The 26,462-nt window shown below is 61.2% G+C and carries 22 protein-coding genes and 1 other RNA gene; 5 read left to right on the forward strand and 18 right to left on the reverse strand.

Features of this window, described 5'->3' with window-relative positions; translation table 11 throughout:
- Position 1: 1 nt before the first annotated feature.
- The 15 genes from NA8A_RS05215 to NA8A_RS05290 all read right to left on the reverse strand — a co-directional run bounded on the left by NA8A_RS05215 (position 2) and on the right by NA8A_RS05290 (position 13,822).
- Entirely contained in the window at positions 2-1,426 is a 1,425-nt protein-coding gene (locus NA8A_RS05215) for a UDP-N-acetylmuramoylalanyl-D-glutamyl-2,6-diaminopimelate--D-alanyl-D-alanine ligase (RefSeq protein WP_009449588.1), read from the reverse strand.
- Positions 1,423-2,877 carry a UDP-N-acetylmuramoyl-L-alanyl-D-glutamate--2,6-diaminopimelate ligase gene (locus NA8A_RS05220; protein ID WP_009449589.1) on the reverse strand — a complete coding sequence of 485 codons (1,455 nt, stop codon included), beginning with the start codon at positions 2,875-2,877 and terminating at the stop codon, positions 1,423-1,425. The genes NA8A_RS05215 and NA8A_RS05220 overlap by 4 nt, the downstream gene beginning before the upstream one ends.
- A gap of 64 nt (positions 2,878-2,941) precedes the next feature.
- On the reverse strand, positions 2,942-4,678 hold the full coding sequence (locus NA8A_RS05225; RefSeq protein ID WP_009449590.1) for a peptidoglycan D,D-transpeptidase FtsI family protein: 1,737 nt from the start codon (positions 4,676-4,678) through the stop codon (positions 2,942-2,944).
- Positions 4,675-5,043, reverse strand: coding sequence for a cell division protein FtsL (gene ftsL, locus NA8A_RS05230; protein ID WP_009449591.1), 369 nt, complete (start codon positions 5,041-5,043; stop codon positions 4,675-4,677). The genes NA8A_RS05225 and ftsL overlap by 4 nt, the downstream gene beginning before the upstream one ends.
- 9 nt (positions 5,044-5,052) lie before the next feature.
- Positions 5,053-6,072, reverse strand: coding sequence for a 16S rRNA (cytosine(1402)-N(4))-methyltransferase RsmH (gene rsmH, locus NA8A_RS05235; protein WP_040671858.1), 1,020 nt, complete (start codon positions 6,070-6,072; stop codon positions 5,053-5,055).
- Positions 6,069-6,536 (reverse strand): division/cell wall cluster transcriptional repressor MraZ, encoded by a 468-nt coding sequence (gene mraZ, locus NA8A_RS05240; protein WP_009449593.1) that lies wholly within the window; start codon positions 6,534-6,536, stop codon positions 6,069-6,071. The genes rsmH and mraZ overlap by 4 nt, the downstream gene beginning before the upstream one ends.
- A gap of 470 nt (positions 6,537-7,006) precedes the next feature.
- An RNA gene (rnpB, locus tag NA8A_RS24290) (RNase P RNA component class A) lies at positions 7,007-7,444 on the reverse strand.
- Between the two features lie 84 nt (positions 7,445-7,528).
- Positions 7,529-8,191, reverse strand: a complete 663-nt coding sequence (locus NA8A_RS05250; RefSeq protein WP_009449595.1) for a lytic transglycosylase domain-containing protein — start codon at positions 8,189-8,191, stop codon at positions 7,529-7,531.
- A 187-nt stretch (positions 8,192-8,378) separates the two neighbouring features.
- Complete coding sequence (locus NA8A_RS05260; RefSeq protein ID WP_051017960.1) at positions 8,379-9,110, reverse strand: N-acetylmuramoyl-L-alanine amidase; 732 nt, start codon at positions 9,108-9,110, stop codon at positions 8,379-8,381.
- Positions 9,111-9,157: 47 nt separating this feature from the next.
- Entirely contained in the window at positions 9,158-9,868 is a 711-nt protein-coding gene (locus NA8A_RS05265) for a J domain-containing protein (RefSeq protein ID WP_009449598.1), read from the reverse strand.
- Positions 9,869-10,014: 146 nt separating this feature from the next.
- Positions 10,015-10,221 carry a membrane lipoprotein lipid attachment site-containing protein gene (locus NA8A_RS05270; RefSeq protein WP_009449599.1) on the reverse strand — a complete coding sequence of 69 codons (207 nt, stop codon included), beginning with the start codon at positions 10,219-10,221 and terminating at the stop codon, positions 10,015-10,017.
- Positions 10,222-10,363: 142 nt separating this feature from the next.
- A complete protein-coding gene (locus NA8A_RS05275) occupies positions 10,364-10,891 on the reverse strand; it encodes a winged helix DNA-binding protein (RefSeq protein WP_009449600.1) in 528 nt (175 codons plus the stop codon).
- The gene (locus NA8A_RS05280; RefSeq protein ID WP_009449602.1) at positions 10,891-12,195 is read right to left on the reverse strand and encodes a TRAP transporter large permease; all 1,305 of its coding nucleotides are present in this window, start codon (positions 12,193-12,195) and stop codon (positions 10,891-10,893) included. The genes NA8A_RS05275 and NA8A_RS05280 overlap by 1 nt, the downstream gene beginning before the upstream one ends.
- Positions 12,195-12,746 (reverse strand): TRAP transporter small permease, encoded by a 552-nt coding sequence (locus NA8A_RS05285; protein WP_040671921.1) that lies wholly within the window; start codon positions 12,744-12,746, stop codon positions 12,195-12,197. Before NA8A_RS05285 ends, NA8A_RS05280 begins: the two co-directional genes overlap by 1 nt.
- Before the next feature lie 92 nt (positions 12,747-12,838).
- Positions 12,839-13,822 carry a TRAP transporter substrate-binding protein gene (locus NA8A_RS05290; RefSeq protein WP_009449604.1) on the reverse strand — a complete coding sequence of 328 codons (984 nt, stop codon included), beginning with the start codon at positions 13,820-13,822 and terminating at the stop codon, positions 12,839-12,841.
- Positions 13,823-13,968: 146 nt separating this feature from the next.
- Between NA8A_RS05290 and NA8A_RS05295 the strand changes: the two genes are divergently transcribed.
- The 3 genes from NA8A_RS05295 (at position 13,969) to NA8A_RS05305 (ending at position 19,680) form a co-directional block, all read left to right on the forward strand.
- Complete coding sequence (locus NA8A_RS05295; RefSeq protein WP_009449605.1) at positions 13,969-17,598, forward strand: hydantoinase B/oxoprolinase family protein; 3,630 nt, start codon at positions 13,969-13,971, stop codon at positions 17,596-17,598.
- Between the two features lie 172 nt (positions 17,599-17,770).
- Positions 17,771-19,027, forward strand: coding sequence for a BtaA family protein (locus NA8A_RS05300; RefSeq protein WP_009449606.1), 1,257 nt, complete (start codon positions 17,771-17,773; stop codon positions 19,025-19,027).
- Between the two features lie 32 nt (positions 19,028-19,059).
- On the forward strand, positions 19,060-19,680 hold the full coding sequence (locus NA8A_RS05305) for a class I SAM-dependent methyltransferase (RefSeq protein WP_051017961.1): 621 nt from the start codon (positions 19,060-19,062) through the stop codon (positions 19,678-19,680).
- 16 nt (positions 19,681-19,696) lie between these two features.
- On the opposite strand, the gene NA8A_RS05310 is transcribed toward NA8A_RS05305, so the two are convergent.
- Positions 19,697-21,094 carry a serine hydrolase domain-containing protein gene (locus tag NA8A_RS05310; RefSeq protein WP_009449608.1) on the reverse strand — a complete coding sequence of 466 codons (1,398 nt, stop codon included), beginning with the start codon at positions 21,092-21,094 and terminating at the stop codon, positions 19,697-19,699.
- A gap of 215 nt (positions 21,095-21,309) precedes the next feature.
- Here NA8A_RS05310 and NA8A_RS05315 point away from each other — a divergent pair, with 215 nt between their 5' ends.
- Both NA8A_RS05315 and NA8A_RS05320 read left to right on the forward strand, forming a co-directional pair.
- The gene (locus NA8A_RS05315; protein WP_040671924.1) at positions 21,310-22,104 is read left to right on the forward strand and encodes a glycoside hydrolase family 25 protein; all 795 of its coding nucleotides are present in this window, start codon (positions 21,310-21,312) and stop codon (positions 22,102-22,104) included.
- Between the two features lie 26 nt (positions 22,105-22,130).
- The gene (locus NA8A_RS05320) at positions 22,131-23,309 is read left to right on the forward strand and encodes a lytic murein transglycosylase (RefSeq protein ID WP_009449611.1); all 1,179 of its coding nucleotides are present in this window, start codon (positions 22,131-22,133) and stop codon (positions 23,307-23,309) included.
- 54 nt (positions 23,310-23,363) lie between these two features.
- On the opposite strand, the gene NA8A_RS05325 is transcribed toward NA8A_RS05320, so the two are convergent.
- Positions 23,364-24,791, reverse strand: a complete 1,428-nt coding sequence (locus tag NA8A_RS05325; RefSeq protein ID WP_009449612.1) for a cation:proton antiporter — start codon at positions 24,789-24,791, stop codon at positions 23,364-23,366.
- Between the two features lie 124 nt (positions 24,792-24,915).
- Positions 24,916-26,136 (reverse strand): alanine racemase, encoded by a 1,221-nt coding sequence (locus tag NA8A_RS05330; RefSeq protein WP_009449613.1) that lies wholly within the window; start codon positions 26,134-26,136, stop codon positions 24,916-24,918.
- Positions 26,137-26,462: the final 326 nt, after the last annotated feature.

The following is a 26,462-nucleotide window of genomic DNA, read 5'->3' on the forward strand; positions in this document are numbered from 1 at the left end:
ATCAATCCCCCGTCGCCACGCTCGGAAAAGTATTCAGGAAGGCATCCACCAGACGGCCGAAACCCGCGCTGTTCGAAGATTTGACGATAATCGCGTCCCCCGGCCTGACCGCTTCGATCACAAGGCCGCGCAGATCATCCATGCGCTCGCGATGTTCCACCGCGAAACCGTCGGGCAGCGCCTCCGCCAATGCCTTCATCTCCGCGCCGGCGAGAAAGACCATATCCGTCTTCGAGCCCGTCACGAGATCGGAAAGCCCGGCATGAAGCTTGTGGGAATGTTCGCCGAGTTCGGCCATATCGCCCAAAATGGCGATGCGCCGCCCCCCTGCGCCCAGTTCCGACTTGCCGAGCAGGTCGAAGGCTGCGCTCATGGAAGCCGGATTGGCATTGTAGCTTTCATCGATCAGGGTGAAGCTGCCGCTTCCCACCCGCAGGCGGTGACGCTGGCCACGCCCGGCCTCGGCACGAAACGAACCGAGTGCAAGCGCAACCCGTTGCAGATCGGCACCGGCGATCTTCGCCGCGCCAAGAACGGAAAGCGCGTTCTGCACCATATGCCTGCCCGGCGCGCCGAGACGCGCCTCTATCTCCTCGCCGTCGATCTTCACGGCAAGCGTGGAGGATTGGGGACCGAGTTCGGCATGAAGAAGCTTCACCTCGGAGCGCGCATTCTCACCGAACCCCCAGATATTCTTCACCCCCGCCTCGGCAGCCAGGGTGGAGAGAATCTTCCACCGCTTGTCGTCGCGATTGATGAGCGCATAACCGCCCTTAACCACGCCTTCGAAAATCTCGGCTTTGGCGCGGGCGATCTCGTCAAGCGACTTGAAGAAGCCCATGTGGGCGGCGGCAATGAGCGTCACCACGGCGATATGCGGCCTGGCCATTGCGACCAGGGGACGGATTTCACCCGGATGGTTCATGCCGATCTCGATCACCGCATAATCGCAATCGGCCGGCATGCGGGCAAGCGTCAGCGGCACGCCCCAATGATTGTTGAAGGAGCGGTCCGCGGCATGGACGGTACCCACCGCCGAAAATGCCTGGCGCATCATCTCCTTGGTGGAGGTCTTGCCCGCCGAGCCGGTCACGGCGATCACCTTGGCTTTCGTGCGCTCACGTGCAGCCCGGCCAAGGTCCTCAAGCGCCTTCAGGACGTCGGGAACGACAAGCTTGGCCACCGCCAGCCGCCCAAGTGCAGGCAGTTTGCCCTCGGAAACCACCAGAACGGAAGCACCGGCAGCCATGGCCGCGGTGGCAAAGTCATGCCCGTCAAAGCGCTCGCCCTGGATCGCGAAAAAGGCATCGCCCGGTTTCAGGGAGCGCGTGTCGATGGACACGCCGGTAATGCCGCTAGGAACAGAGCCTAACGGCCGCCCACCGGTCGCCTGCGCCAGTTGTTCGAAGGTCCACAACACACTCATGCGAGGCGCTCCGCGAGTGCCGCGCGCACTTCCTCATGATCAGAAAAATGATGCTTGACGCCCGCAATCTCCTGCCCGGTCTCATGCCCCTTGCCTGCGACGATCAACGTGTCGCCCTCCTGAAGCATGCTCACGGCGGTGCGGATCGCCTCATGCCGGTCGCCAATCTCGCGCGCACCGGGAGCCGCCTCCATGATCGCTGCGCGGATCGTCGCCGCGTCCTCCGAACGGGGATTGTCGTCGGTCACGATGGCGACGTCGGCAAGCCGCGTCGCGATCTCTCCCATGATGGGCCTCTTGCCGCGATCCCTGTCACCCCCGCATCCGAAGACGACGATCACCCGTCCCGTGGTGAACGGGCGCACCGATTGGAGCACATTCTCCAGCCCGTCCGGCTTATGGGCATAGTCCACATAGACCTGAGCGCCATTTTCAGCGGAGCCGACCAGTTCCAGCCGCCCCGAAGCGCCCTTCAGTTTCTCAAGCGCTGCAAAGGCAACGCCTGCAAGCGTCCCCGTAGCCATGGAAAGCCCGGCTGCAACAAGCGCATTCGCCACCTGAAAATCACCTGCAAGCGGCAGGTCGATCTCATGGATCGTGCCTTCATGCTCGACCTCCGCACGCTGGCGGTGCCGTTCATGCTCCACCCGCTTCAGTTTGAGGAAATCGCCATGGCGCCCCACCGTCAGAACCTTGAGACCGGCGGCTGTCGCAGCCCTGATCGTCGGCTCGGACCATGGGTCGTCGGCGAAGATCACCGCCGGCGCTCCCTTGGGCAGAAGCGTATCGAAAAGACGCAGCTTCGCGCGGTGATATTCCTCGACCGTTGGATGGTAATCCATATGATCGCGACCGAGATTGGTGAAACCGCCGGCAGCAAGCCGCACACCGTCGAGACGGCGCTGGTCGAGCCCATGGCTGGAAGCTTCCATGGAGGCATGCGTCACGCCCTCGCCTGCCAGTTCGTCGAGCAGCCGATGCAGAGAGATGGGATCGGGGGTCGTCAGTTCACCGTAATCGTCGCGCCCCGGAGCCACCACCCCGGTCGTGCCTATGCTGGCGGCGGCGAGGCCGGCATGTTCCCAGATCTGGCGCGTGAAAGAAGCAACCGATGTCTTGCCGCTGGTACCGGTCACCGCGACCATCGTCGCCGGCTGGCGCGGATAGAAGCGCGCCGCGCAAAAGGCGAGCGCCTTACGGGCATCGTCGACCTCGATGACGGGCGCGCCCGGATTGTCCTTGATGTGTCCTGCCGGTGCCACGACAGCGATGGCGCCCCTGCCGGCCGCATCGGCTGCGAAAGTCGATCCATCGGCCTTGCTGCCAGCCAGCGCGAAGAAGAGATTTCCGGCCTCGACACGACGCGAATCCGAAGAAATGCCGGTGATCTGCGCGTTCGCAGGCAAGGCCCCGTTCGGAGGCAGGATGTCTGCAAACTCACTGAATTTCATCGGAACCAAACTTCTTCAATGCCAACTTCTTCAATGAACGTCGCTCCCAGATTGCTATACCGACTCACTGTTGCGAGACGAGCAAAGCCTTACTTTCATGGCTGAATTCTGGCTTGACGCCAAGCAGGGTGGCCGTACGGCGGATGATGTTACCCACCATCGGCGCCGCATTGAGGCCCGCAGTAGCGCCGATGCCCTCGCGTTCGGGCTTCGGCTCGTCCACGAAAGTCAGCACCACATAGTCCGGATTATCCGCCGGAAAAGCACCGATGAAGGCATTGAAACGGACACTGTTCGAATAGCGCCCGTTGATGACCTTTTCGGCTGTGCCTGTCTTGCCGCCGACGAAATAGCCCTCCACATCCGCCCGGCTGCCGGAGCCGCCCGTTCCCTTCTCCACATTGTAGCGGAAGAGGTAGCGGATTTGCGAGCTGGTCTTGGGCGAAATCACCTGGGTTGCGATCTCATTCGCCTCGGCTTCGCTGCGCGGCAGGAAGGTCGGCGGAATGAGTTTGCCACCATTGACCATGGCAACGGCCGCCATGGCAGTCTGCAGGGGCGTCGTCGCAACGCCGTGGCCATAGGAAATGGTGACCGAGTTGATCTTCTTCCATTCCTTCGGCTCGGTGGGCATGGCGACCTCCGGCAGCTCGGTGGGAGTACGGGTGAGAAGACCGATCTTCTTCAGGAAATTGCGATGGCCTTCGATGCCCACCACATCGGCCATTTTCGCCGTACCGATATTCGATGAGTAGATGAAGATTTCCGGCACGCTGAGAACCCGGCGCTTCCCATGGAAATCGTTGATGGTGAAGCCGCCGATGCGGATCGGTCGCGTGGCGTCGAAGCGGTCCGTGATCTTGACGAGGCCGGAATCGAGCGCCATCGCCGTGGTGAACAGCTTGAAGGTCGAGCCCATCTCGAAAACACCGGCCGAGACGCGATTCAGGCGGTCCTTCTCCAGCGCGTTGACCGGGTTGTTCGGATCGTAGTCCGGCAGCGAAGCCATGCCCATGACCTCGCCGGTGCGGGCATTCAGCATGATCGCGCCCGCTGCGACAGCCTTGTAGCGCTGCATGGCCTGGGCCAATTCGTCGCGAATGACATGCTGCACGCGCAGATCAATGGAAAGCCGCACGGGCTCCATATGTCCCGCAACGGCAAGACCAGTGGCCTGCAGATCGGCAAGCCCCTGATCATCCACGAACTTTTCCATGCCCGCGATGCCCTTGTTGTCGATATTCACGAGACCGACAATGTGGGAAGCAGTGGGACCGCCGGGGTAAAAGCGACGCTTTTCGGTGCGAAACCCGAGTCCGGGAATGCCGAGCGCCATGATCTCCGCCTGCTGGCGCGGCGAAAGCTGACGACGCAGCCACACAAATCCCGCATCGCTGTCCAGCCGCCGGTAAGTCTGTTCGTAATCGAGGTCCGGAAGCACGGTGGCGAGCTTCTCGATGGCCTCGTCCACATCGACGATCCGGCGCGGCTCCGCGAACAGCGAGGCCGTCTTGATGTCCGTGGCAAGCACTTCACCGTTGCGGTCGACGAGATCGGGACGCGACGCCGTGATGCGGGCGGCCGGTACCGTTGCTTCCGGCTCCTCCTGCGTTGCCAGATAGACGAGACGCCCGCCAATGGCGCCATAGATCGAGAAGATCAGCGCCATCGCCATAATGACGCGGTTTTGCGCCCGCCCGCCGCGCGCCTTGCCGGCGCCATCCATGACGATGGTCGCAGCACCCGGCCTGACAGCGGAACCGCCCAGTTCCTCTTGCGTGGATGCGTTCTTCTCGCTCATGGCTTCACCGCCCCCGTCACGGTTCGATCAGGTCCGCCGTCGGCCTTGGCCATATCGGTCACGATGCCTTCTATCGTGAGCGGACGCTGCGGCAGATCGGCAAACTCGGCGAGTTGGGGGGCGTTCACCGGCTTCAGCCCCAGCTCGTCATTGTATCTTTCCTCAAGCTTTTGAAGGCGCGAGGGTTGCGTCAGAAGGCTCCAGTCGGCCTTGAGGATGCTGATCGTGTCCTCTTCCAGGCGGGCCTGGGTCTGGATCTTGCGCAACTCGTCGTATTTGGCCTCGGCATCGTGCTTGGTCTTGTAGGTAAAGGCCGCCGCCGCCAACATGACGGTGATCAACACGATATCGCTGGTTCGAAACATGGCTCGCCCCTACCTTTCCGATACACCTGGCAGCCGCGGAAAGCGCGACAGGCCGACAATTTCATAATCGACGGCACCCGCAGGCACCGCTGTCCGCACCGCCCGCCGCAGGCGCGCAGAACGGGCCCTTGGATTGCGCGCAGTCTCCGTCTCGCTTGCCGAGACGGATTTCGACGGCTTCTCGAAGGTCGCAGCCGGACCGGAAGCTTCCGGCAGGTGTCGCGACGCACCCTGCCCGCCCGCGCGCTCGGACATGAACCTCTTGACGATCCGGTCCTCGAGGGAATGAAACGTGACCACCACCAGCCGGCCGCCGGGCTTGAGCGCGCGCTCGGCGGCAAAGAGCGCCCGCGCCAGTTCGCCGAGCTCGTCATTCACGAAAATACGCAGGCCCTGAAACACACGCGTGGCAGGGTGAATCTTTTCTTTGGGGCGGCGGCCAACGATCTTCTCCACCGCATTGGCGAGCTCGAGCGTCGTTTCAAAAGGCCGTTCGGCCCGCATGCGCTCAAGGCCGCGTGCAATGCGCCCTGCCTGCTTCTCTTCTCCCAGAATACCGAAGATGCGCGCGAGATCCCCCGCCTTCATCGTGTTCACCACGTCGGCAGCACTCATGCCCCTGCGCTCCATGCGCATGTCGAGCGGGCCATCCTTCTGGAACGAGAAACCGCGTACCGCCTGATCGATCTGCATGGAGGAAACGCCAATGTCGAGCACGATGCCGTCGACAGGAGCATCGACGACAGCATCCAGATTGGAAAAGCGATCCTCAACGAGCCTCAAGCGCCCGCCCGAACCCGCGACCAGCGCCTGCCCTGCGTCGATCGCCGTCGGATCACGATCGATCGCGACCACCGACGCGCCGGCATTCAACAGCGCTCCAGTATAACCACCGGCACCGAAGGTCCCGTCGATGAAGATTGCGCCGTCGCAGGGTCCGAGCGCCGCAACGACCTCATCGAGCAGAACGGGAATATGACGGGCCGGTCCGCCACCGGACTGGCCTGAGCCATCGGGGCCCGCCATCATTCCGCCTGCCCCGGCGCCCGAACCGCAATGGCCGCCTGACGCAGCTTGGAAAGCCGCTCGCGCACTTGACGACCATGCACGGCCAGACGCTCCGGCTCCCACATCTGAAAGAACAGACCACGCCCCACAAACGCAACTTCCGTCGTAATGCCCGTATGCTCGCGGATGAAATCCGAGACCGTGATGCGCCCGTCCTGATCGAGCTTCAGAAACGCTCCGTCGCCATGCACGAAGAACGACATGTCGTCCGCCGTCTGGAGAAAGGGATCCTCCTGCGCGATCCGCTCCTCGTAGCGGTCGAGCAGGTCCAGGCCACCCACATCCATCGCCGGAATGTCGAGAGCCCGCAACGCATAGAGTTCGGTGAAGCCGCGCTTTTGAACGACAGAACGGAAATGCGCAGGAACGGAAACCCGTCCCTTCGAGTCGATCCTGTTCACCGCATTCGACAGAAATCGATCCATGACGCGCCGCGACCGTCAGGCCGCTGTCCCTCTGCATCTCTTCAATGGCCGCGCCCCACGGCTCGATGAACACTTGCCCGCTCCCCTGCAAAGGTGAACCCAAGACCCGCAAACCGCCCGAAACACAGGGACTTGCGACTCCAAAACGAACGCCAACTGCAACGAAACGCTGATTTGTAATATGGGGTATCATGGGCTGCTATGGGCGTCAACGGGATTAGGCCTCACAAAGGCCCGTTTGACGGCGAATTTCGACGTTTCGCAGACCATCGGCCTTTATCGCTTGTTAAGGCTAACGAAGGGTTACGAATGCCGGGCTGCGGCGCACCGCCAGCAGATGACAGACGAGCAATCGCAGCATCGAAAGCGATCCGTCGAAGGCTGGAAACTGGGCATGGAAGGGATTGAAAGGCGCTTTGCGCCTCGTTTCGGTCTGATCCCGCGCTGATTGAAGCGGGGACGGGTAGGAAGATGCCAGCCGGTCTGTAAGCCGGGTTCTGTATGGCCGCGCGCCCACAGGCAACGCGACGTGACGACCATTCCTCTGGGACCGATGTTGCCATCGGCCTCTAGCAACCTACCCGGACGGTCGGGCCGGAAAAAGCCCTGAGGGTTGCCCCTCGCGCCGTCCCTATTCGGTCTTGCTCCCGGTGGGGTTTACCGTGCCGTCCCCGTTACCGGCGACGCGGTGGGCTCTTACCCCACCCTTTCACCCTTGCCCCGCCAGTATTTCGGTTCTTCCGCCGAAGCGAGCGAACCGAAAAACAGGCGGGGCGGTCTGCTTTCTGTGGCACTGTCCCTGGGGTCACCCCCGCCGGAAGTTATCCGGCACCGTTTTTCCGTGGAGCCCGGACTTTCCTCGCAAACAGCCTTTCGGCTCTCGTTCGCGCGGCCGTCCGACCGGCTGGCAAGGTGTATAAAGGGGTTCGCGCAGCAAAACGCAACTCAAAACAGATGCGGCACACACGAACCCCTCCATCCGGGGCCGCAGATCAGCGGCCGAGGATCCGCTTCACCTTCGAGCAATATGCGGAAGAGACGGGGTTCATGCGCTTGGCGCCATGACCCGCATTGTAGCGCAGGATCGTTCCGCAGGTATTGCCGCCGCTGAGCTTGTGCGCCTTGGCAAGATACTTCATGCCGTATTTGACATTGGTATCGGGATTGTAGAGGCCCTTGGCCGAACCCGTGTACCCAAGCATGCGGGCAGTTGACGGCTTGATCTGCATCAGGCCGATTTCGCCGGCACGGCCCCGCGCATTGGCGCGATAATTGCTCTCGATGCGGATAACGGCATGGGCCAGCGAAACCGGAACCCCATAGGCCGAGGCATACCGCGCGACAATGGTCTGGTAGGAGACGCCCTTGGCAGACTTTGTGACGGTGGACTTGGCGGCAATCGACTTGCCTGACACCTTCTTGGTGCTGATGGACGCAGTGGTCGTCTTGTCGACATTTGCCGGGCGTCCGCCACGAATGAGATCGCGCAGGAACGACCCGCCCGCGCCTTCCTTGCCTGCATCCGCTTCCTGCTGCCTCTTCTTGGCCGAGAAGATTGCGATTTGTTGCGCAACGTCCGGCGTATCTTCAGCATGAGACAAAGATACAGTGGCGCTGACAGCGAATGCTGCCGCGAGAAGGATTTTGATTTTCATTTCGACCCGTGAATTCTTGCCGCGACTTTGATGCGCAGCTGTTGCTTTCAATGTGTGGGAAGCTCGGAGCCACGCCCCTCAACTTCAATGCGGCTGGCTGTTTCGCAGCCGAAGAGGAAACAAAAATGGCCGCTCAATTCAAAAAGAATTACACATTGAAACAGGCGCTTGAAGAAGAACCCGAGGGTTACATGGAGTAATTTTCTGCATCTGGCAATGAATCCAGAAGCCCCCTCAAGGTTCCGCAAGTCGAAAGATCAGCAACACCATCAACCTGTGCGGGTCGAAAATGCCTCTGAAAGGCTTGCACAACCGCAGACAAAGATGGATCAAAAAACCCTTCTTTTTCAACATCATAGCCATAACGCGCGAGCATTCGCCTGAGCCCGTCGACAGCCGCCCCCCGATCTCCCTCCTGCAGGATTTTGCCCGGTGTGACCGGCACCGGAAGCACGTAGTGCCCCACTCCGGCAGCAGCCAGAACATGCCATGGAAATCGCTCGCCCGGATCGATCTTGCGTCCCGGCGCGGTGTCGGAATGGGCGAGAACGCGGTGCGGAAAAATACGGTGGCGCCGACAAATGTCGCCAGAAAGCCTGATTACCGCCTCGATCTGGGCATCGGGGAAACCCGGAAATCCGTGCAATGGCCCGGCATTGACGATCTCTATGCCGATGGAAAACGAGTTTACATCGTCGACCCCGCCCCAGGAGCCACGCCCCGCATGCCAGGCCCTGTCGGCTTCGCGCACCATCTGCACGATGCGTCCGTCTTCGTGAACGATGTAGTGAGAAGAGACCTCGCTGCGCGGGTCGCAGAGCCAGGCCTGCGCGCCTTCTCCCGTCTCCATGCCCGTATAATGAAGGATCAGCGCATCGGGCTTTCTGGCGCCACGCCGCATCCCGAAATTGGGAGACATCGCCACCTCGGCGCCGGCATAATCGGGCTGAAACACAGCATCCGCGCTCACGCGCCCACCCTTGCCTTTTCGATGCTCTCGAAGGCCGCATTGATCGCAGCAACCCGTGTATTGGCGATCGCGAGAAATTCCTCGGGCACTCCGCGCGCGATCAGCCTGTCGGGGTGGTTCTCCGAGACCAGTTTGCGATACCGCCTTTTCACCTCGTCGAAACTCGATCCCCGCTCCACGCCAAGCACCAGGTAGGGATCACCCTCACCCATGATGGCATGGCGCGAGAGAAGCTGTTCGAAATGATCCTCCTCGATACGGAAAATGTCGGCAACGCGTCGCAGGAAGTCGGTTTCCCGTTCGTGGATTACCCCATCGGCCTTGGCAATGTGAAACAGTGCATCGAGAATATCCTCGAGCATCATGCAATTGGGCCCTTCGGAACCGCAAAGACCTGCCATCTGCTGCGCATAGGCCTCGAAGCCTGCAACATCCTGCTGGGCCAGACGATATAGCCGCGTCACATTGGCCATCTCCTGCTGCGGCACGGAGAAGATTTCATGGAAGGCCTGTATTTCATCAGGTGTCACGACGCCGTCGGCCTTCGCCATTTTCGCCGAAAGAGCGATGATGGCGATGGAGAACGCCACCCGCCTGCGCAAGTGCGGGTCGCCCTCGAACACGGTGCGGATCGCTTCGACCATGGCCGAAAGCGCACTCCCCGGCGCTCGGGTTATGAAGTCGGTGATGCGGGCCCAGAACGTCATGCCCGTCTTCTAGAACATTTTGCGTCAAGGCGAAATCGCTCAAATCCTTCACGGACGGGCAATCATGACGCATGCCTCAACGACAAGAAGCCGGCAGGAACGTCGCGTTCCCGCCGGCTCTTCTGTCACCCTGAAGAGGACGGAGATTACTGCTGCATCGTGTCCTGGCCCTGAGGGGCAGTACCTGTAGCGTCAGGCGCAGTGGCGTCCGGCGTTGCCGAAGGCTGCTCCATCGGAGCGGTATCCTGCTGCGTGGGCTCGACGCTCTGCGTTGTGGTGTTGTCGCCCTCGCTGCAGGCGGCAAGGCCCAGAAGAGCGAAACCGGAAACGGCGGCAATAAGGATCTTTTTCATAATAACTCTCCATTATGCGCGTCACTGAGGCGCGGCATCGCGCGCCGTACAGCCCTTCAATGCGCGGAATGGAAAGCGGTTTCGTAACGTTCGATGACCACACGTAATAATCGTGGAACGAACAGTCTTCGCCTCTTGAAAATCAGAGACTGGTCGCGCTGCGCGCCGCCTGATCATATTGCCCCGAAAGCGCATGCATGACGGCAGCAATCCCCGAAAGAGCTTCCTCGTCGAGCTTGAGACGCTTGGCGCTTGCCACGAGAAGCGCCTCGCGCACCTCATGGTAGCGTTCGCACGCAGCCATGCCGTCAGCCGTCGCCTTGACGGTCTTTTCCTTGCCTCGGCGCCCGGTCTTCACGAGGCCGAGTGCGGCAAGCTTCTTGATGGCATAGGAAGCCACATGCACGTCCTCGATGTTGAACATCATGCAAAGCTCGGCAAGCGTCTTCTCGCGCCCTCGATGATTGACGGCGTGAAGGATCTGGACGGCCGTGGGTTGCAGGCCGGGCACGCCGGCCGCCCCCATGCAACGAACCATCCAGCGCTCGAAGGAATGGTTCATCACCGTCATGGCGAACTCGATTTCGGAAAGTGCCGGCATGGCGCCCGCAGCCAGATGGGCTGCGGAAACGACAGGGCCGATCTTCTTTCCTTCCCCGTTCGTCATCATTACCTCGCAAGCATTGTCTGCGGCAGCCACAGCGCCAGCTGCGGAAAGAGCACGATCAGCACCACCGCAACGATCATCATCAGGAAGAACGGCAAGGTCATCGCGGCCACTTTCAAAATGTTATGCCCCGTGAGCCCTTGCAGCACGAACAGGTTGAAGCCGACCGGCGGCGTTATCTGGCTCATTTCGACCACCAGCACCAGATAGATGCCAAACCAGATGATGTCGAGCCCGGCCGCCTCGATCATCGGCAGGATGACCGACGCAGTCAGAACGACGATGGAGATCCCGTCGAGAAAGCAGCCGAGTACCACGAAGAAGAGCGTGAGCGCGGCAAGCAGAGCGAAAGGCGAAAACCCCTGCTCCGCGATGAATTGAGCAAGCGCTCGCGGAATGCCCGTATAGCCCATCGCCACGGTCAGCACGGAAGCGCCCGCAAGAATGAGCACGATCATGCACGAAGTCCGCGAGGCATTGCGCAGCGCTTCGAGAAAAGTTTCCCGCGAAAGCGTTCCCGTCAGCCAGGAAAGGGCGAGCGAGAGCGCAACTCCCACCACGGCGGCCTCGGTGGGAGAGGCAAACCCACCATAGATCGAGCCGATCACACCGGCGATCAGGCCAAGAATGGGAAAGAGCCGCCTCGTCTGCCAGATGCGTTCCAGGATCGGTACGCGCGGATCGGGTTCAGGCATGCGGTCGCGGTTGATGAGGGCCCAGATCGCCGTGTATCCCATGAAAAGCGCGGCCAGCATCATCCCCGGAACAACCCCGGCAATGAAGAGCCGGGCAATGGATTGCTCTGTCGCCGCGCCATAGACAATCAGGATGATCGAGGGCGGAATAAGGAGTCCCAGCGTGCCGGACCCCGCCAGCGAGCCGATGGCCATCCGTTCGTCGTAACCGCGCTTTCTGAGTTCGGGCAAGGACATGCGCCCGATGGTAGCCGTAGTGGCGGCAGACGATCCGGACACCGCAGCGAAGATGGCGCAGCCAAGGATGTTCACATGCAGGAGCCTGCCCGGCAGACGCCGCATCCAGGGTGCAAGGCCGGCGAACATGTCCTCGGCAAGACGCGTGCGGAATAGGATTTCCCCCATCCAGATGAACATGGGAAGAGCCGCCAGGTCCCAGGAATTGATGGAACCCCAGACCGTCGTCGCCATCACGGCTCCCGGCGGCACCGAAACCATCAGGAAAATGGCAAGGAGACCGGCGACCATCAGCGCCAGCGCAACCCAGAGCCCGGAAGCCAGAAGCGCCAGAAGAACGACGCCAAGCGTCAGAGAAATCGAAGCCAGATCCATCAAATCTCCTCCGCCGCCTGCACCTCGGAGCTGGCGTAGGATGCCTGCCCCCCGCGCAGCAGCGTCACGAGGTCGTCGAGGAGGGCAATCGCGAAGACACCGATACCTCCCGCCATCACAGCCTGCGGAATCCATAGCGGGATCGGGATGATCCCGTAGGAAAGTTCATTGAAACGATGGCTGTCGATGGCAAGTTTAGCTGCATAATAGAAGAAGAACGAGGCAAGAGCCGCCGCCACGCACAGCACCGCGATTTCCGCGACCCGCCTCATCTTCTCGGGCATTGCACCGATCGCCAGTGTCACGCGGATCTGAACGCCGCCGCGCAGCGATCCGGCCAGCGCCAGAAAGGACGCGCCGACAAGAAGAAAGCCGGCGATTTCAGCAAGAGAAGGTACCAGAAACCCATAAGGGGGCATGCCCATCAATTTAAGGATCGTGTCCAGCACACGCCCCAGAACCTGGGCGAATACCAGAAGTCCGATGGCGCAAAGCGCAGCCATGGCAAGCCATTCGGCAATACCATAGAGGCCGTCGAGTAATTTTCGCATCGTCATGAACTCCCGCTTCGACGAATGCAGCCCGCTTTCGGCAGGCAGAGAGAGCCGGACGGTTGGTTCCGCCCGGCCCCGGGTCAAAGCGGTCAGTTCTTGTAGGCGTCGAGGACAGCCTTGCCCTCATCGCCGGCCTTCGCAGCCCATTCCTCAGCCATGGTCGCACCGATTTTGGCAAGGCCTTCCTTAAGCTCGGGCGTCGGCGTGGTCACGGTGATGCCGTTGTCCTTCAATTCCTGGGTCTTTTCTTCCGTCTCCTTGACGGAAGCTTCCCAGCCGCGCGTCTCGGCAGTGGCTGCGGCTTCGAGCACGGCCTTCTGCTGGTCCTCGGGCAGAGCCTGGAAGGCGGCCTTGTTGACGAACACCATATTACGCGGCAGCCAGGCCTGGGCATCGGAATAATGGGAGAGAAAATCCCACACCTTCGAATTCGCGCCAGTCGACGGCGAGGTCACCATGGCCTCCACACGCCCCGTGGCAAAAGCGGTCGGCAGATCCGGCACTTCGACCTGTGTGGGCAGCGAACCCGCAAGCTGCGCAAGACGCTCGGTCGCCGCATTGTAGGCGCGCATCTTGAGCCCCTTCAGGTCCTCGACCTTGCTGATTTCCTTTTTCGTGTAGATGCCCTGCGGCGGCCACGGAACGGAGAACAGAAGCTGCAGGCCCTGCCCGTCGAGCTTCTTGGCAAGCGCATCCTTGGAAGCGGCGTAAAGCTTCTTGGCGTCATCATAGCTCGTGGCCAGGAAGGGAATGGAATCGGCCTCGTAGATCGGGTCTTCGTTGGAAAGGCGTGAACCGAGGATTTCGCCGATCTGCGCAAGTCCCTGACGCACGGCGTTCTTGATGTCGGGATGCTTGAAGAGCGAACCGTTGGAATGGACCGTGATGACGAGTTCGCCATTCGTCGCAGCCTTCACATCGTCTGCGAACTGGGCAATGTTCTGGGTATGGAAATTCGTATCGCCATAGGGCACCGGCATATCCCACTTGGTCTCCGCCCAGGCTCCCCCCGTCAAGGCGGACGAAAAACCGATGGCGGCTGCGAGGACTGCGGATTTCGCAAGATATTTCATTTTGCTGCTCCCATTTGTTTGCTGCGCCACTCCATTGCGTAGCGAAATGCCAGACTGTCACACACATATAATATGTCAACAATTTATTGACGTTTTGTCCATGACGTGTTTCTCCTGTCATGGAGTTTAGTGCGAAGGAACACGCCATGACAGCAGGGAAATGGGATTTCTGGATCGACCGCGGCGGCACGTTCACCGACGTCATAGGCAAGGATCCGGAGGGCGGGCTGCATGCACGCAAGCTGCTTTCGGAAAACCCCGAGGCCTACGCAGACGCCGGCATTCAGGGCATTCGCGACCATCTGGGCGTCGCCCCCGGCGCGCCGATGCCGTCAGCGCGCATCGGCGACGTCAAGATGGGCACCACGGTTGCCACCAACGCACTTCTTGAGCGCAAGGGCGACCGCGTCGCTCTCCTGATCACGAAAGGCTTCCGTGACGCGTTGCGCATCGCCTATCAGGCCCGCCCCGACATCTTCGCCAAGGAAATCATTCTTCCCGAGCAGCTTTATGAGCGCGTCATCGAGGTGCCGGAGCGCCTGCGTGTGGATGGCACAGTCGAAACTGCGCTTGATCTGGACGTCGTGAAGGGCGAGATCGCCGCCGCCCGTGCGGATGGGATCGACGCGATCGCCATTGTCTTCATGCATTCGTGGAAATATCCCGAACATGAGAAAGCGGCAGCAAGTCTTTGCCGCGATTCCGGTTTCTCTCAGGTTTCCGTCAGCCACGAGACCTCGCCGCTGATCAAGCTCGTCGGGCGGGGCGACACCACCGTCGTGGATGCCTATCTCTCTCCGATCCTCGCCCGCTATGTAAACCGCGTGGCCACGGAACTGGGCGTCACGGAAGGCGATCAGGGTCCAAGCCTGAAATTCATGATGTCGTCGGGCGGCCTCACCGCCGCCGACAAGTTCCAGGGCAAGGACGCCATCCTGTCCGGTCCTGCCGGCGGCGTTGTCGGCATGGTGGAAACTGCTCGCCTTGCCGGTTTCGACAAGGTGATCGGCTTCGACATGGGTGGCACCTCGACCGATGTCACCCATTATGATGGCGAATATGAGCGCGCATTCGACACGGAAGTCGCCGGCGTGCGCATCCGCGCGCCGATGATGCGCATCCACACGGTCGCCGCCGGCGGCGGTTCGATCCTGCATTATGAGGACAACCGCCTGAAGGTCGGCCCGGATTCGGCGGGCGCAAACCCCGGCCCCGCCTGCTATCGCCGTGGCGGCCCGCTCGCCGTCACCGACGCGAATGTCATGCTGGGCAAGCTGCAGCCCGATTTCTTCCCTGCCATTTTCGGCCCCGATCAGGACCAGCCACTCGATGTCGACGCCGTGCGCGTCCGCTTCACGGAACTTGCCGGCAAGCTCGGCGATGGCCGCCCACCCGAGGCTGTGGCCGAAGGCTTCATCACGATCGCAGTGGAGAACATGGCGAACGCGGTGAAGAAGATTTCGGTGCAGCGCGGCTACGACGTGACCGGATATCTTCTCAACTGCTTCGGCGGTGCCGGCGGACAGCACGCCTGTCTCGTCGCCGATGCGCTGGGCATGGAAGCCGTGCTCATCCACCCCATGTCCGGCCTCCTCTCGGCCTATGGCATCGGCCTTGCGACCGTTTTCGCCTCACGCCAGCAGGCGCTTCTGAAGCCCTTCGAGGAAAGATCGCTCGGCGCCATCGAGGCGCTTGCGGCAACGCTGCGCGAGGATGTCCGCGCCGAACTCGCCGATCAGGGCATCCTTGGCGAACGCATCGCCTGGCGAACCAAGCTTGAAATCCGCTATGACGGCACCGACACCACCCTGCCCGTCGCCTTCGACGACGCTTCGCTCGATACGGCCAGAATAGCCTTCGAGGCAGCCCACAAGGCCCAGTTTGGTTTCGTCTACGACAACAAGCCGATGGTCGTCGAAGCCGTCAGCGTCGAAGGGCTCGATGCCAGTGACGGCAAGCCTCAGGAGAAAAGAAACGCTATCAAGGATTCGCGCCCTGAAGCACGCGAAACGCGCCGCGTTTTCTGCGACGGCACCTGGCACGAGGCGGGCGTTTTCCGCCGCGCCGAGCTCTCCCATGGCGCAAAAGTGTCCGGCCCTGCCCTCATCATCGAGGCAAACCAGACCATCGTCGTGGAGCCGGGCTGGCAGGCCGAGATCACCGAGCTCGACCATGTGCTCATGCGCCGCGTCGAAAAGAAGGCGCGCATGGCCGCCCTCGGCACCGAGGCCGACCCGGTGATGCTGGAGGTCTTCAACAACCTCTTCATGTCGATTGCCGAGCAGATGGGCGTCACGCTCCAGAACACGGCCTATTCGGTCAACATCAAGGAAAGGCTCGACTTTTCCTGCGCCGTCTTCGACCGAAACGGCGCGCTGGTCGCCAACGCGCCGCACATGCCGGTGCATCTGGGCTCCATGGACCGCTCGGTGGAAACCATCATCAGGCTGAACGAAGGCAGGATCCGCCCCGGCGACGTGTTCGCCCTGAACGCCCCCTATAATGGCGGCACCCATCTGCCAGACATCACCGTCGTGACACCCGTCTTCGACGATGCCGGCGAAAACATCCTGTTCTATACCGCCTCGCGCGGCCATCATGCGGATGTCGGCGGCACCGCCCCCGGTTCCATGACGCCGCTCGCCACCACGGTGGACGAGGAAGGCGTGCTCTTCGACAATTTCCATCTGGTCGAGGGTGGGCGGTTCCGGGAGAAGGAACTACATACCCTCCTCACCGACCATCCTTATCCGGCGCGCAATCCGCACCAGAACATCGCCGACCTGAAGGCACAGATCGCCGCCAACGAGAAGGGTGTGGCGGAACTGCGCAAAATGATCGACCAGTTCGGTCTGGAGGTCGTCGAGGCCTATATGGGGCATGTCCAGGACAACGCCGCAGAAGCCGTGCGCCGGGTCCTGGAGCGCCTTCCGGACGCCTCCCAATACGAATATCCGACCGACACCGGCCAGGTGATCCGGGTCAGGATCAGCATCGACCGCGACAAGCGCGAGGCGACGGTGGATTTTACCGGCACCTCGATGGTGGAGAAGAACAATTTCAACGCCCCCGAGCCAGTGACCCGGGCCGCCGTTCTCTATGCTTTCCGCGTGATGGTGGAGGGTTCGATCCCGATGAATGCCGGCTGCCTGCGGCCCATCAACATCATCATCCCGGAAGGCTGCATGCTGCGACCCGCCTATCCCGCCGCGGTTGTGGCCGGCAATGTGGAAACCTCCCAGCACGTCACCAACGCGCTGTTCGGTGCCATGAAGGCCATCGCCAACAGCCAGGGCACCATGAACAACCTGACCTTTGGCAATGCCGAATATCAATATTACGAGACGATCTGCTCCGGCTCTCCCGCCGGGCGGATGAACGACGGTCGCGGCTTCAACGGCGCCTCCGGCGTTCATGTCCACATGACCAATTCGCGGCTTACCGATCCGGAAATTCTGGAACTGCGCTTCCCCGTGCTTCTTGAGGATTTCCATATCCGCAAGGGGTCCGGCGGCAAGGGCAAATGGTCGGCCGGCGACGGCACAAGGCGCACCATCCGCTTCCTGGAAACCATGGAATGTGCGATCCTTTCGTCTCATCGCACACTGCCCCCGCGCGGTGTCGAAAACGGCGGCGATGGCGAAATGGGCAAGACCGAGGTCCGCCGCAAGGACGGGACTGTGGAACGTCTCAAGGGCTGCGATCAGACCGTTGTCGGGGCCGGTGAAGCCGTGATCCTCACCACGCCCACGGCCGGCGGCTTCGGCAAGGCCTGAACCCCCACTCCAGTTCCGGTAGAGGCGATATACTGACGTCGAGGTCCCTTCTCCCCCACGCGGGGAGAAGGAAGCCGCCATCAACATCCCCATCACATTCCGTCACCAAGTCTTCACGCGCCTGTCATGGAAGCGCAGTAGCCCCTCAGGGAAAGATTGAGGGAAGAGACCCATGACAGATCTTTCGGCAGGCTCCGGCCTTTCCACCCGCCGTCATCTCGGCAAGGCCGTCTATCAGAACCGCGCGGCTTCACGGGCCGGGTTTTCCGAACGGCTCTTCGCTCTCCTGTTTTCAGGCCTCGTCTATCCGCAGATATGGGAAGATCCCGATGTGGACATGGCCGCGATGGAACTCGACGAGAGCCACCGCATCGCCACCATCGCGTCGGGCGGCTGCAACGTTCTTGCCTATCTCACCCGCCAGCCGAAAAGCATCGATGCCGTTGACCTGAACGCCGCGCACGTGGCGCTGAACCGGCTGAAGCTCACCGCTTTCAGAACGCTTCCTTCCCACGGCGATCTCCTTCGCTTCTTCGGTGCTACCGACGAACGCGCCAACAGCGAGGCCTATGAGCGCTTTATCGCGCCCCATCTGGATGCCCGCAGCCGCAAGCATTGGGAGGGCCGCGATCTGCTCGGGCGGCGGCGCATCCGTGCTTTCTCGCACAATTTCTACCGCTGCGGCCTCCTCGGCTTCTTCATCGCCACGGGCCATACGGCCGCACGCCTTTACGGCGTGAATCCCGCCGACATCATGAAGGCGCGCACCCTGCGTGAACAGCGCATCTTCTTCGAAGAGCAGTTGAAGCCGCTTTTCGAGCGTGGCGCGATCCGCTGGATCACCTCTCGCAAGGCTTCGCTCTTCGGCCTGGGCATTCCCCCGGCACAATATGATTCGCTTCTGTCGGCGGGCGACGGAACAATGGCCGAAGTGCTTTCCAACCGGCTTGAAAAACTTGCCTGCCACTTTCCCCTCAAGGAAAACTATTTCGCCTGGCAGGCATTTGCCCGCCACTATCCGGCTCACGGCGAAGCCACCCTTCCCGCCTATCTGGAAAAGCGGAACTTCGAAACCATCCGTTCTTCGGTCGACCGTGTGACGGTCCATCACGTCAATCTCGTCGACATGCTGCGTGCCAAACCCTCGGAAAGCCTCGACCGTTTCATTCTTCTGGACGCGCAGGACTGGATGAACGACGAACAGCTGAACACGCTATGGCGCGAAATCACCCGCACTGCAGCCCCGGATGCACGGGTGATCTTCCGCACCGCCGCCGCGCCCTCGCTGCTGCCCGGTCGCGTTTCGGATACCCTGCTCAGCCAGTGGCGTTACGAGAAAATGCGTTCGCGCGAACTGACTGCGAATGACCGCTCGGCCATCTATGGCGGCTTCCACCTTTATGTGAAACCGGGAACCGCGCGGTCGTGAGCGCAGTGGATGAAAGTGTCCATGCGCAGCTCATGGACGGTGTCTATCGCCGGCAAAGGCATTTCTACGACCTGACACGGAAATACTATCTTCTGGGCCGTGACCGCATGATTGCGGAGCTTGCCGTGCCACAAGGCGCGAGTGTGCTTGAGCTCGGTTGCGGAACAGGCCGCAACCTGTCGCTCGTCGCACGGCATTATCCGCATGCGCGCCTGTTCGGGCTCGATATCTCCCGCCAGATGCTGGCAACCGCGCAAACCCAACTTGCTCGGGAAGGCGTAAGCGCTTCGCTTGCACAGGCCGATGCTTCCACCTTCGATGCCGAGCGCCTGTTCGGCGAAACCGGCTTCGAGCGCATCTTTATTTCCTATTCGCTCTCGATGATCCCGCCCTGGCGGGAAACCATCGCCGCAGCACTGGCGACCCTGCGCCCCGGCGGATCGCTGCACATCGTGGATTTCGGCCGCCAGGAACACCTTCCCTGCTGGTTCCGCACCGGCTTGCGGCAATGGCTTGCGGCATTCCATGTGGCACCGCGCGATTCAATGCGTGAAGTCCTTGAATCAGAATGCGAGAAATTGGGCGCAAGTCTCCGGTTCGACTCCCTTTTCAGGGGTTATGCAATCAAAGCCGTCATCCAGAAGCCCGTTTGAAGGTCAGAACGGGTCCTCATGAGGGATTTTCTGGCAGTTTCGACAAAGCCTCTATAAGCGCCTGCGGCTTGTAACCGAGCCAGGACGGCGTCAGTCCCATTCGCAACACCACCATGTCGAGGGAGGGAATGATCGTGATCGTCTGGCCGTCATGACCAAGCATCCAGAACGCGTCCTTCGGCAGGTCGAATCCACGGTCCTCCGGCACCCCTTTCGGAGTGTTCGCGCGAGGCCCGTGCAGCCAGACCTGACGCCCATATTCACCCCCTGACGCCTTTGTCGGCCTGCGCATGTAATCCACCCACCCCGCAGGCAGAACCTGCTCGCCTTTCCACACACCGTCCTGCAGGAGGAGCTGGCCGAATTTCGCCCAGTCGCGCGCCGCCGCATAGAGGTTGGAAGATCCGACATAGGTGCCGCGCGGATCCGTTTCGAAAGCGGCACTGTCCATGCCAATCTTCCGGAACAGTGCTTTATAGGGCCAGGCCAGAGCCTCCTCGTCATTGTCGAGCGCGTTCTGCCAGACCCGCGAGAGAAGCACGCTCGTGCCGCTCGAATAATTGAATATCGTGCCGGGAGGTCCGGCAAGCGGCTTATCAGCTACGAAGGCAGGCATGTCGTTTTCCAGATAGAGCATGCGCGTGACATCGGTCACATCGCCATAGTCCTCGTTGAAAATGAGCCCGCTCTGCATGCCGAGCAGGTCTGCGACCTTGATCCCGGCACGCTCATCGCCGCTCCATTCGGGAAGAAGGTGATCGTCATCGATCGAAAGCCTCCCCGCCCCGATCACCGTTCCAACGAGGGCCGATGTCACGGTCTTCGTCATGGACCAACCAATCAGCGGTTGATCCGCGCTTATCGTATCCGGTCCATAGCGCTCGCCAATGATGCGGCCATGCTGCACGACAATCATCGCGCGCATGCCTGGCCCTGCGAGGCGCTCATCGTCAAGCAGCGCCGCGATTTGCGGATAGTCTGCCGCATCCGTCTCCCTGCCCTCGGGCCAAAGGGAAGCACTGCGCGGCTCAGGCTCGGGCGGTGTGAAATCCAGTCCTTCAGCGGCGGCAATATCGCCGTCGGGTACCGCGACACACCCCGTTCCTCCGCGATAAACGGCAAGTCCGCCCCCAAACAGTCCGAAGAGGCCCGTTCGCACGGTGGCCTCTTGCGGGTCGACGGAAACACGCATCAACTTGAGAAGCGGATGGCCTGGCGCCTGCACATCGTTGCGCAACACGGTTTCGGCATCACGCCCAGCCATGAACACGTTTGAACATATGATCTTCGCGGCATAGTTCGAGCCAAGCTGGATCAGGGCTGGAGGGGCAAGGTAAAGCCACAAGGTCGCAGCGACCGCGGCAAACAGCAAGCCGGAAAGCACCCATCTTGTGACCCCGAAGACCCTGCGCATTCCCTTGCTCCTCCCAGCTTTGAAGCATCTTGCAGTCAGGCGGCCCCGCCTGACATCCGCACGAATGCGGAAAGACAAAAAATAGAAAACCCTTCATGCACCCGAAAGAACGCACGGCCCTCCAGCCATCGCGAGGTGACGGCCAGCCAATCTTGGCCTATTTCTTGTAATGATTTCGTTTCCGTCGATTCGCTGTTGAGAGGCTGCCGTTGATTCTGCGCCGTTTCCTGCTTGCCGGTCTAACCGCCCTTCTTGTCGGTTGTTCGACCACCGATTACGATTTTTCCGATGTCGCCAAGCCTGTTCGTCCGGCAGCCACGGGCAAGATGCGCTTTGCCGATACGGATCCCCACGAATGGGAAGGCGGCGCGCCCTGGCATTATTCCGTCCATGGCACCGATGTCGCCAAATATCAGGCGGAGGTGGATTGGCATAAGGTGGCGCGCAACGGCATCTCCTTCGCCTTCATCAAGGCGACGGAGGGCGGCGACCGGGTCGACGATTATTTCTCCCGCAACTGGCATCAGGCCAAGACCGCCGGCATTCCGCGCGGCGCCTATCACTTCTATTATTTCTGCCGCCCGGCCATCGAGCAGGCGCAATGGTTCATCCGCAACGTGCCGCGCGACAAATCATCCCTGCCGCCGGTTCTGGACATGGAATGGAATGCGCATTCGCCCACATGCAGGCTGCGCCCCCCCGCCGAAACGGTGCGCGCCGAAATGCGCGTCTTCCTGCAAGCGATCGAACGGCACTATGGCAAACGGCCGATCATCTATACCTCCATCGATTTCTTCGACGACAACGGCCTCAGCCAGTTCCGCGGCTACCCCTTCTGGTTACGTTCCGTTGCCGGTCATCCTGATGACAAATATTCGAAACATCCTTGGGTGTTCTGGCAATATACCGGCACCGGGGTCATTCCCGGCATAGAGGGCAACGCAGATATAAACGTCTTCAACGGCAGTAGCTCCGCCTGGCGCAACTGGCTGAAAGCCCACGCAAGCTGAGCGGTCGAATTTTCAGGAGCTTCCCAATGCACGCAAGTTTCTCCGCGCTCGGCCTCGCCCTTGTGCTTGGTTTTTCAACCTCCGCCATGGCGCAACAATGCGGCGGCGATTTCGGCACCTGGCGCGATGGCGTGCGTGCGCAGGCCGCAGCCGACGGCATAGGCGAACGCGGTCTTTCTGCGCTCAACCAGGCCCAGGTCGACCAGAAGGTGCTGCAGCGAGACCGCGCGCAGGGCGTGTTCAACCAGACCTTCGCCGAATTCTCCGGCCGGATGATCAATGATTACCGCCTGAAGAACGGCGCGGCGAACCTGAGGAAATATGCCGACACCTTTGCCCGCGCGCAGAACGAGTTCGGCGTTCCCGGCCCGGTTATCGCCTCCTTCTGGGCGCTGGAGACCGATTTCGGCGCTGTGCAGGGCGACTTCTCGACCCTGAACGCCCTGGCCACCCTTGCCCATGACTGCCGGCGCCCGGAGATTTTCCGACCGCAGCTCATTTCGCTTCTCCATCTGATCGATCAGGGCTGGGTGCCTGCCGGCGTGACGGGAGCATGGGCCGGCGAGATCGGCCAGATGCAGATGCTGCCATCCGACTATTACACAAAGGGTGTGGATGGCGATGGAGACGGCAAGGTCGATCTCAAGGGCAGTGCACCGGACGCGATTTTGACCGCGGCGAAGAACCTCCAGTCGCTGGGTTGGAAACCCGGCCAGCCCTGGCTTGAGGAAGTGCGCATCCCCGACCACATGGCGTGGGAAAAGACCGGCCGCGTGAACAAGTTGCCGCGTTCCGAATGGGCCGCGATGGGCGTCACCCGTCGGGACGGCAGCCCGCTGGAGACGGATGCGGTTCAGGCCGGCCTGGTGCTTCCCATGGGCTATAAGGGCCCTGCCTTCCTCGCTTTCGACAATTACGATATCTATCTGGAATGGAACCAGTCGCTGGTCTACACGCTGACGGCCGCGCATCTGGCCGCACGCCTTGCCGGCGAACCGCGCTTCAACGTGCGCAATCCCGACCAGGGGCTCGCACCCGAAGTGATGAAACAGCTCCAGCAGAAGCTTGCCGACCGTGGCCATGATGTGGGCGGCGTCGACGGCATATTGGGTGCGGGAACCCGCGAAGCGGTTCGGCAGGAGCAATTGCGACTGGGCCTGCCGGCCGATGGATGGCCAACGCCGACCCTTTTCTCAAATCTCTGATCTTTCGGAAAGTTCAAGGGGCCGGACGGAAACGCCCGGCCTTTTTACTGTCCTCTATGCCTCCGGCGACCCGCCCTCGGACGCCGGTGGTTCTTTCTGCGCGGCTTTCTCTTCCTTTTCCCGCGAAGCGCTCTGCGCCTCCTTTTTCCGCAGAGCGCGCTGCGCCCTTTCCACCGCGCGTCTGGCGCGCCAGCGGGTCAGGGTCAATTGAGCCGCGCGCTGGCGCGCGCGTAGCCACGAAATGCCCATGCCGACATTCTCAAGCTCGTCCGCATACGCTTCCGAGAGCGCCTGGCGATAGGAAGAAAACCCCTTTGCCGCCACTTCCTCGATACGCCGCATGACCGACATCCAGGCGGGAGAGAAGAGGAGCGAAATAGCGGTCACCGCGATTGCAAGACGGTAGCTGTCGGGCGCAAGGGCGCCGGCGGACAGGCCGGCTGCGGCAAGCACGAAGGAAAATTCGCCAATCTGGGCCATGGAAAGGCCGCCGATCAGCGCCGTTTCCCGGTCATGCCCCGTCAGGCGCAGGAGGAACACGTTGAGAAGTGTTTTCGCCGCGATCACCAGCAGCGCGACACCCAGCACCATCCAGAGATTGTTCCAGATATAGGAGAGATCAAACAGAAGACCGATGGACAGGAAGAAAACAACCACCAGCACGCTCTGGATTGGCTCGATCACGGGGATAACCCGTGACCGCAGGGTGGAGTTGCCCACGACAATCCCCGCCACGAACGCACCATAGGCGGGCGAAAGCCCCAGAAAACCCGAAAACGCCGCCGCGCCGAAACACACGCCCATAGCGCCGAGGGCGAGAATTTCCACATTGTTGCCGATGCCGGCAGCAAAGGGTGCACGCAGCTTGCCGCGCCGGCCGAGCCACCACAGGAGCCAGCCGAGAAAGCCCACCGCCAGCGCTACCTTGGCGGCTACCGACACGATTCCGGCTCCTTGCCCGCCGAGCGACGAAACGATGATGAGCATAGGCACCACTGCGATGTCCTGGGCGATCAGCACAGCGATAGCGATCCTGCCCGCATCGCCGCGCAGCTCGTCCATTTCGTCGAGCATCTTCATGGCCACCACCGTGCTCGACAAGCCGATGATAAAGCCGAAGATCAGCCCCTCCGACAGGCGCGCTCCACCCGCATAGGCTATGGCAAAACCAATGGCGAGCGCCACGGCAAGCTGTCCGGCGGCAACGAGCACGGCGGGTTTGAGGCTCAGGATGAAAGCCCTCAGAGACAGTTCCATCCCGATGAAGAACAGCAGCATGAGGACGCCCATTTCCGCCAGCGCAGAAACCGTTTCCGAGTTGCTGATGAGCCCGAAACCGGTGGGGCCCAGAACAACACCGGCAAGAATGAAACCGACCAGTGGCGGTTGCTTGAGCCGCATCAGCCCAAGACCGAGCGCAATAGCGACGAGGATGACGAACGCCATCTCGGTCAGAGGAACGGCGTGGGCTTCTGCTTCCAAACTTGGGTTTCCTTTCTGGAGCATTTTGCAATCAGGTGGGATCGCCTGACGTCCGCAGAAATGCCGGAAAATGATAGAGCAGCATTCATCGCGCACCCAAAAAGTTGCGCGGCGCTCCGGATATTCAGTCCGCCATCGTCTCCAGACTGGCAAAGCCGTCCGGGGCCTCACCGGCATCGAATGGAGTTTTCACCTCCACGAAAAGGTCCGGATAAAACCCGTTGAAACGTGTTCTGAGCGCCATTGAATAGGCGCCAATATGGCCGATTTCGATCCAGTCGCCCGTATCCACCGTTTCCGGCAGCCAGAAGGGCCGCGACAGGATATCGACGGAATCGCAGGTCGCTCCGCAGACGCGAAACGGCACCAGCTTGTCCGGATCGCCATTGCGGCTGCGGATTGCCGGATCCGGGATGAAACGGGCAGGCAGTGTGATCTTGCCGGTCCATGAATCCGACAGGGACGCCCAGATGCCGTCATTGATATAGAGCCTGCGCCCCTTGCGCAGAAGCACCCGCACCACGAGCGAGAAGGCGCGGGCGACGATCACCCTGCCAGGCTCGGCCACCAGAGGCGTCTCCTCAAAGCCCCATTCCGAAATGTCCTGCCGAAGCCGTGCCATGATCTCATCGAGGCTTGGCATTTCCGGCTTCTTTCGGTTGGGATCGTGGCCGTATTCAGCCGGGAAGCCGCCGCCCACATCGAGCCCGGCAAGCGGCAGTCCGGCTCGGTTGCGCACCCAGTCCGCAGATGCGAGCGCCCTTTCATAGGTGTCGGGGTCCTGTATCTGCGAACCGACATGGAAGCAGATGCCGACGGGAAAGCCGTGCCGCGAAAGTCGCTGCAAAAGCTCCACCGCCTGCGCCGGTCCGGCCCCGAATTTCTTGGACAGTTCGTAGGTCGCGTGCCCCTTGGTCTGAATGCGCACGAAGACAGTCAACGCTCCGGGATCGATGTCGAGTGCGCGCACGACCCGGATAAGCTTGGTGACCTCATCCTCATGATCGACCGCAATGACCCGGATGCCGTAGCCTTCCAGGGCCAGCCGGATATCCGACTGCGCCTTGACCGGATGCATGTAGAGCATCTCCGCTTCGGGAGCGACCGCGCGCACTGCGGCAAACTCGGCCGGTGAGGCAACGTCGAAGGCCTGAACGCCTGCTTCCGCCAGGGTTTTCAGGACCAGTGGCTCGCCATTGGTCTTGACCGCGTAAGCTGTCTTTCCGGGGAATTGCTTCATGAAGGAACGCGTATCTGCCTTCAGCACATCCGGCCGGAAGCAATAGACAGGTTCATCGGGGCGAAGGCTCAGGGCTGCGTCTTTGGCAGTGTCGAACACTTGCATCAGCATCTCCGATTCGCGTGGGAAGCCCGGCATCCGGGCAAAAACTAGCCGATCCTCCCCTTCTGGAAAATGCCTGAGGCAAAATTCGGTTGCGCAACTGCGAAACTTCCTGCCGCAGCCATGCCCGATCTTCACAACCACGTAACACCCCTCAATGGCGTGAAACGGCTTGAAACATCTTGAAACGAAACCGTTCCAAACCCACATCTGCCAAGCTTTGGCGAATGGCTCGAACCACTTTTGTTAACAAATGTGAATCGAACCGATTGCTGAGCAATTTCAAATGGCACGGCGGAAATGCGGACAGATTTTTCCCATTCTTGCCG

Origin of the sequence: Nitratireductor indicus C115 (assembly GCF_000300515.1) — a bacterium.
Taxonomy (GTDB): Bacteria; Pseudomonadota; Alphaproteobacteria; order Rhizobiales; family Rhizobiaceae; genus Nitratireductor; species Nitratireductor indicus.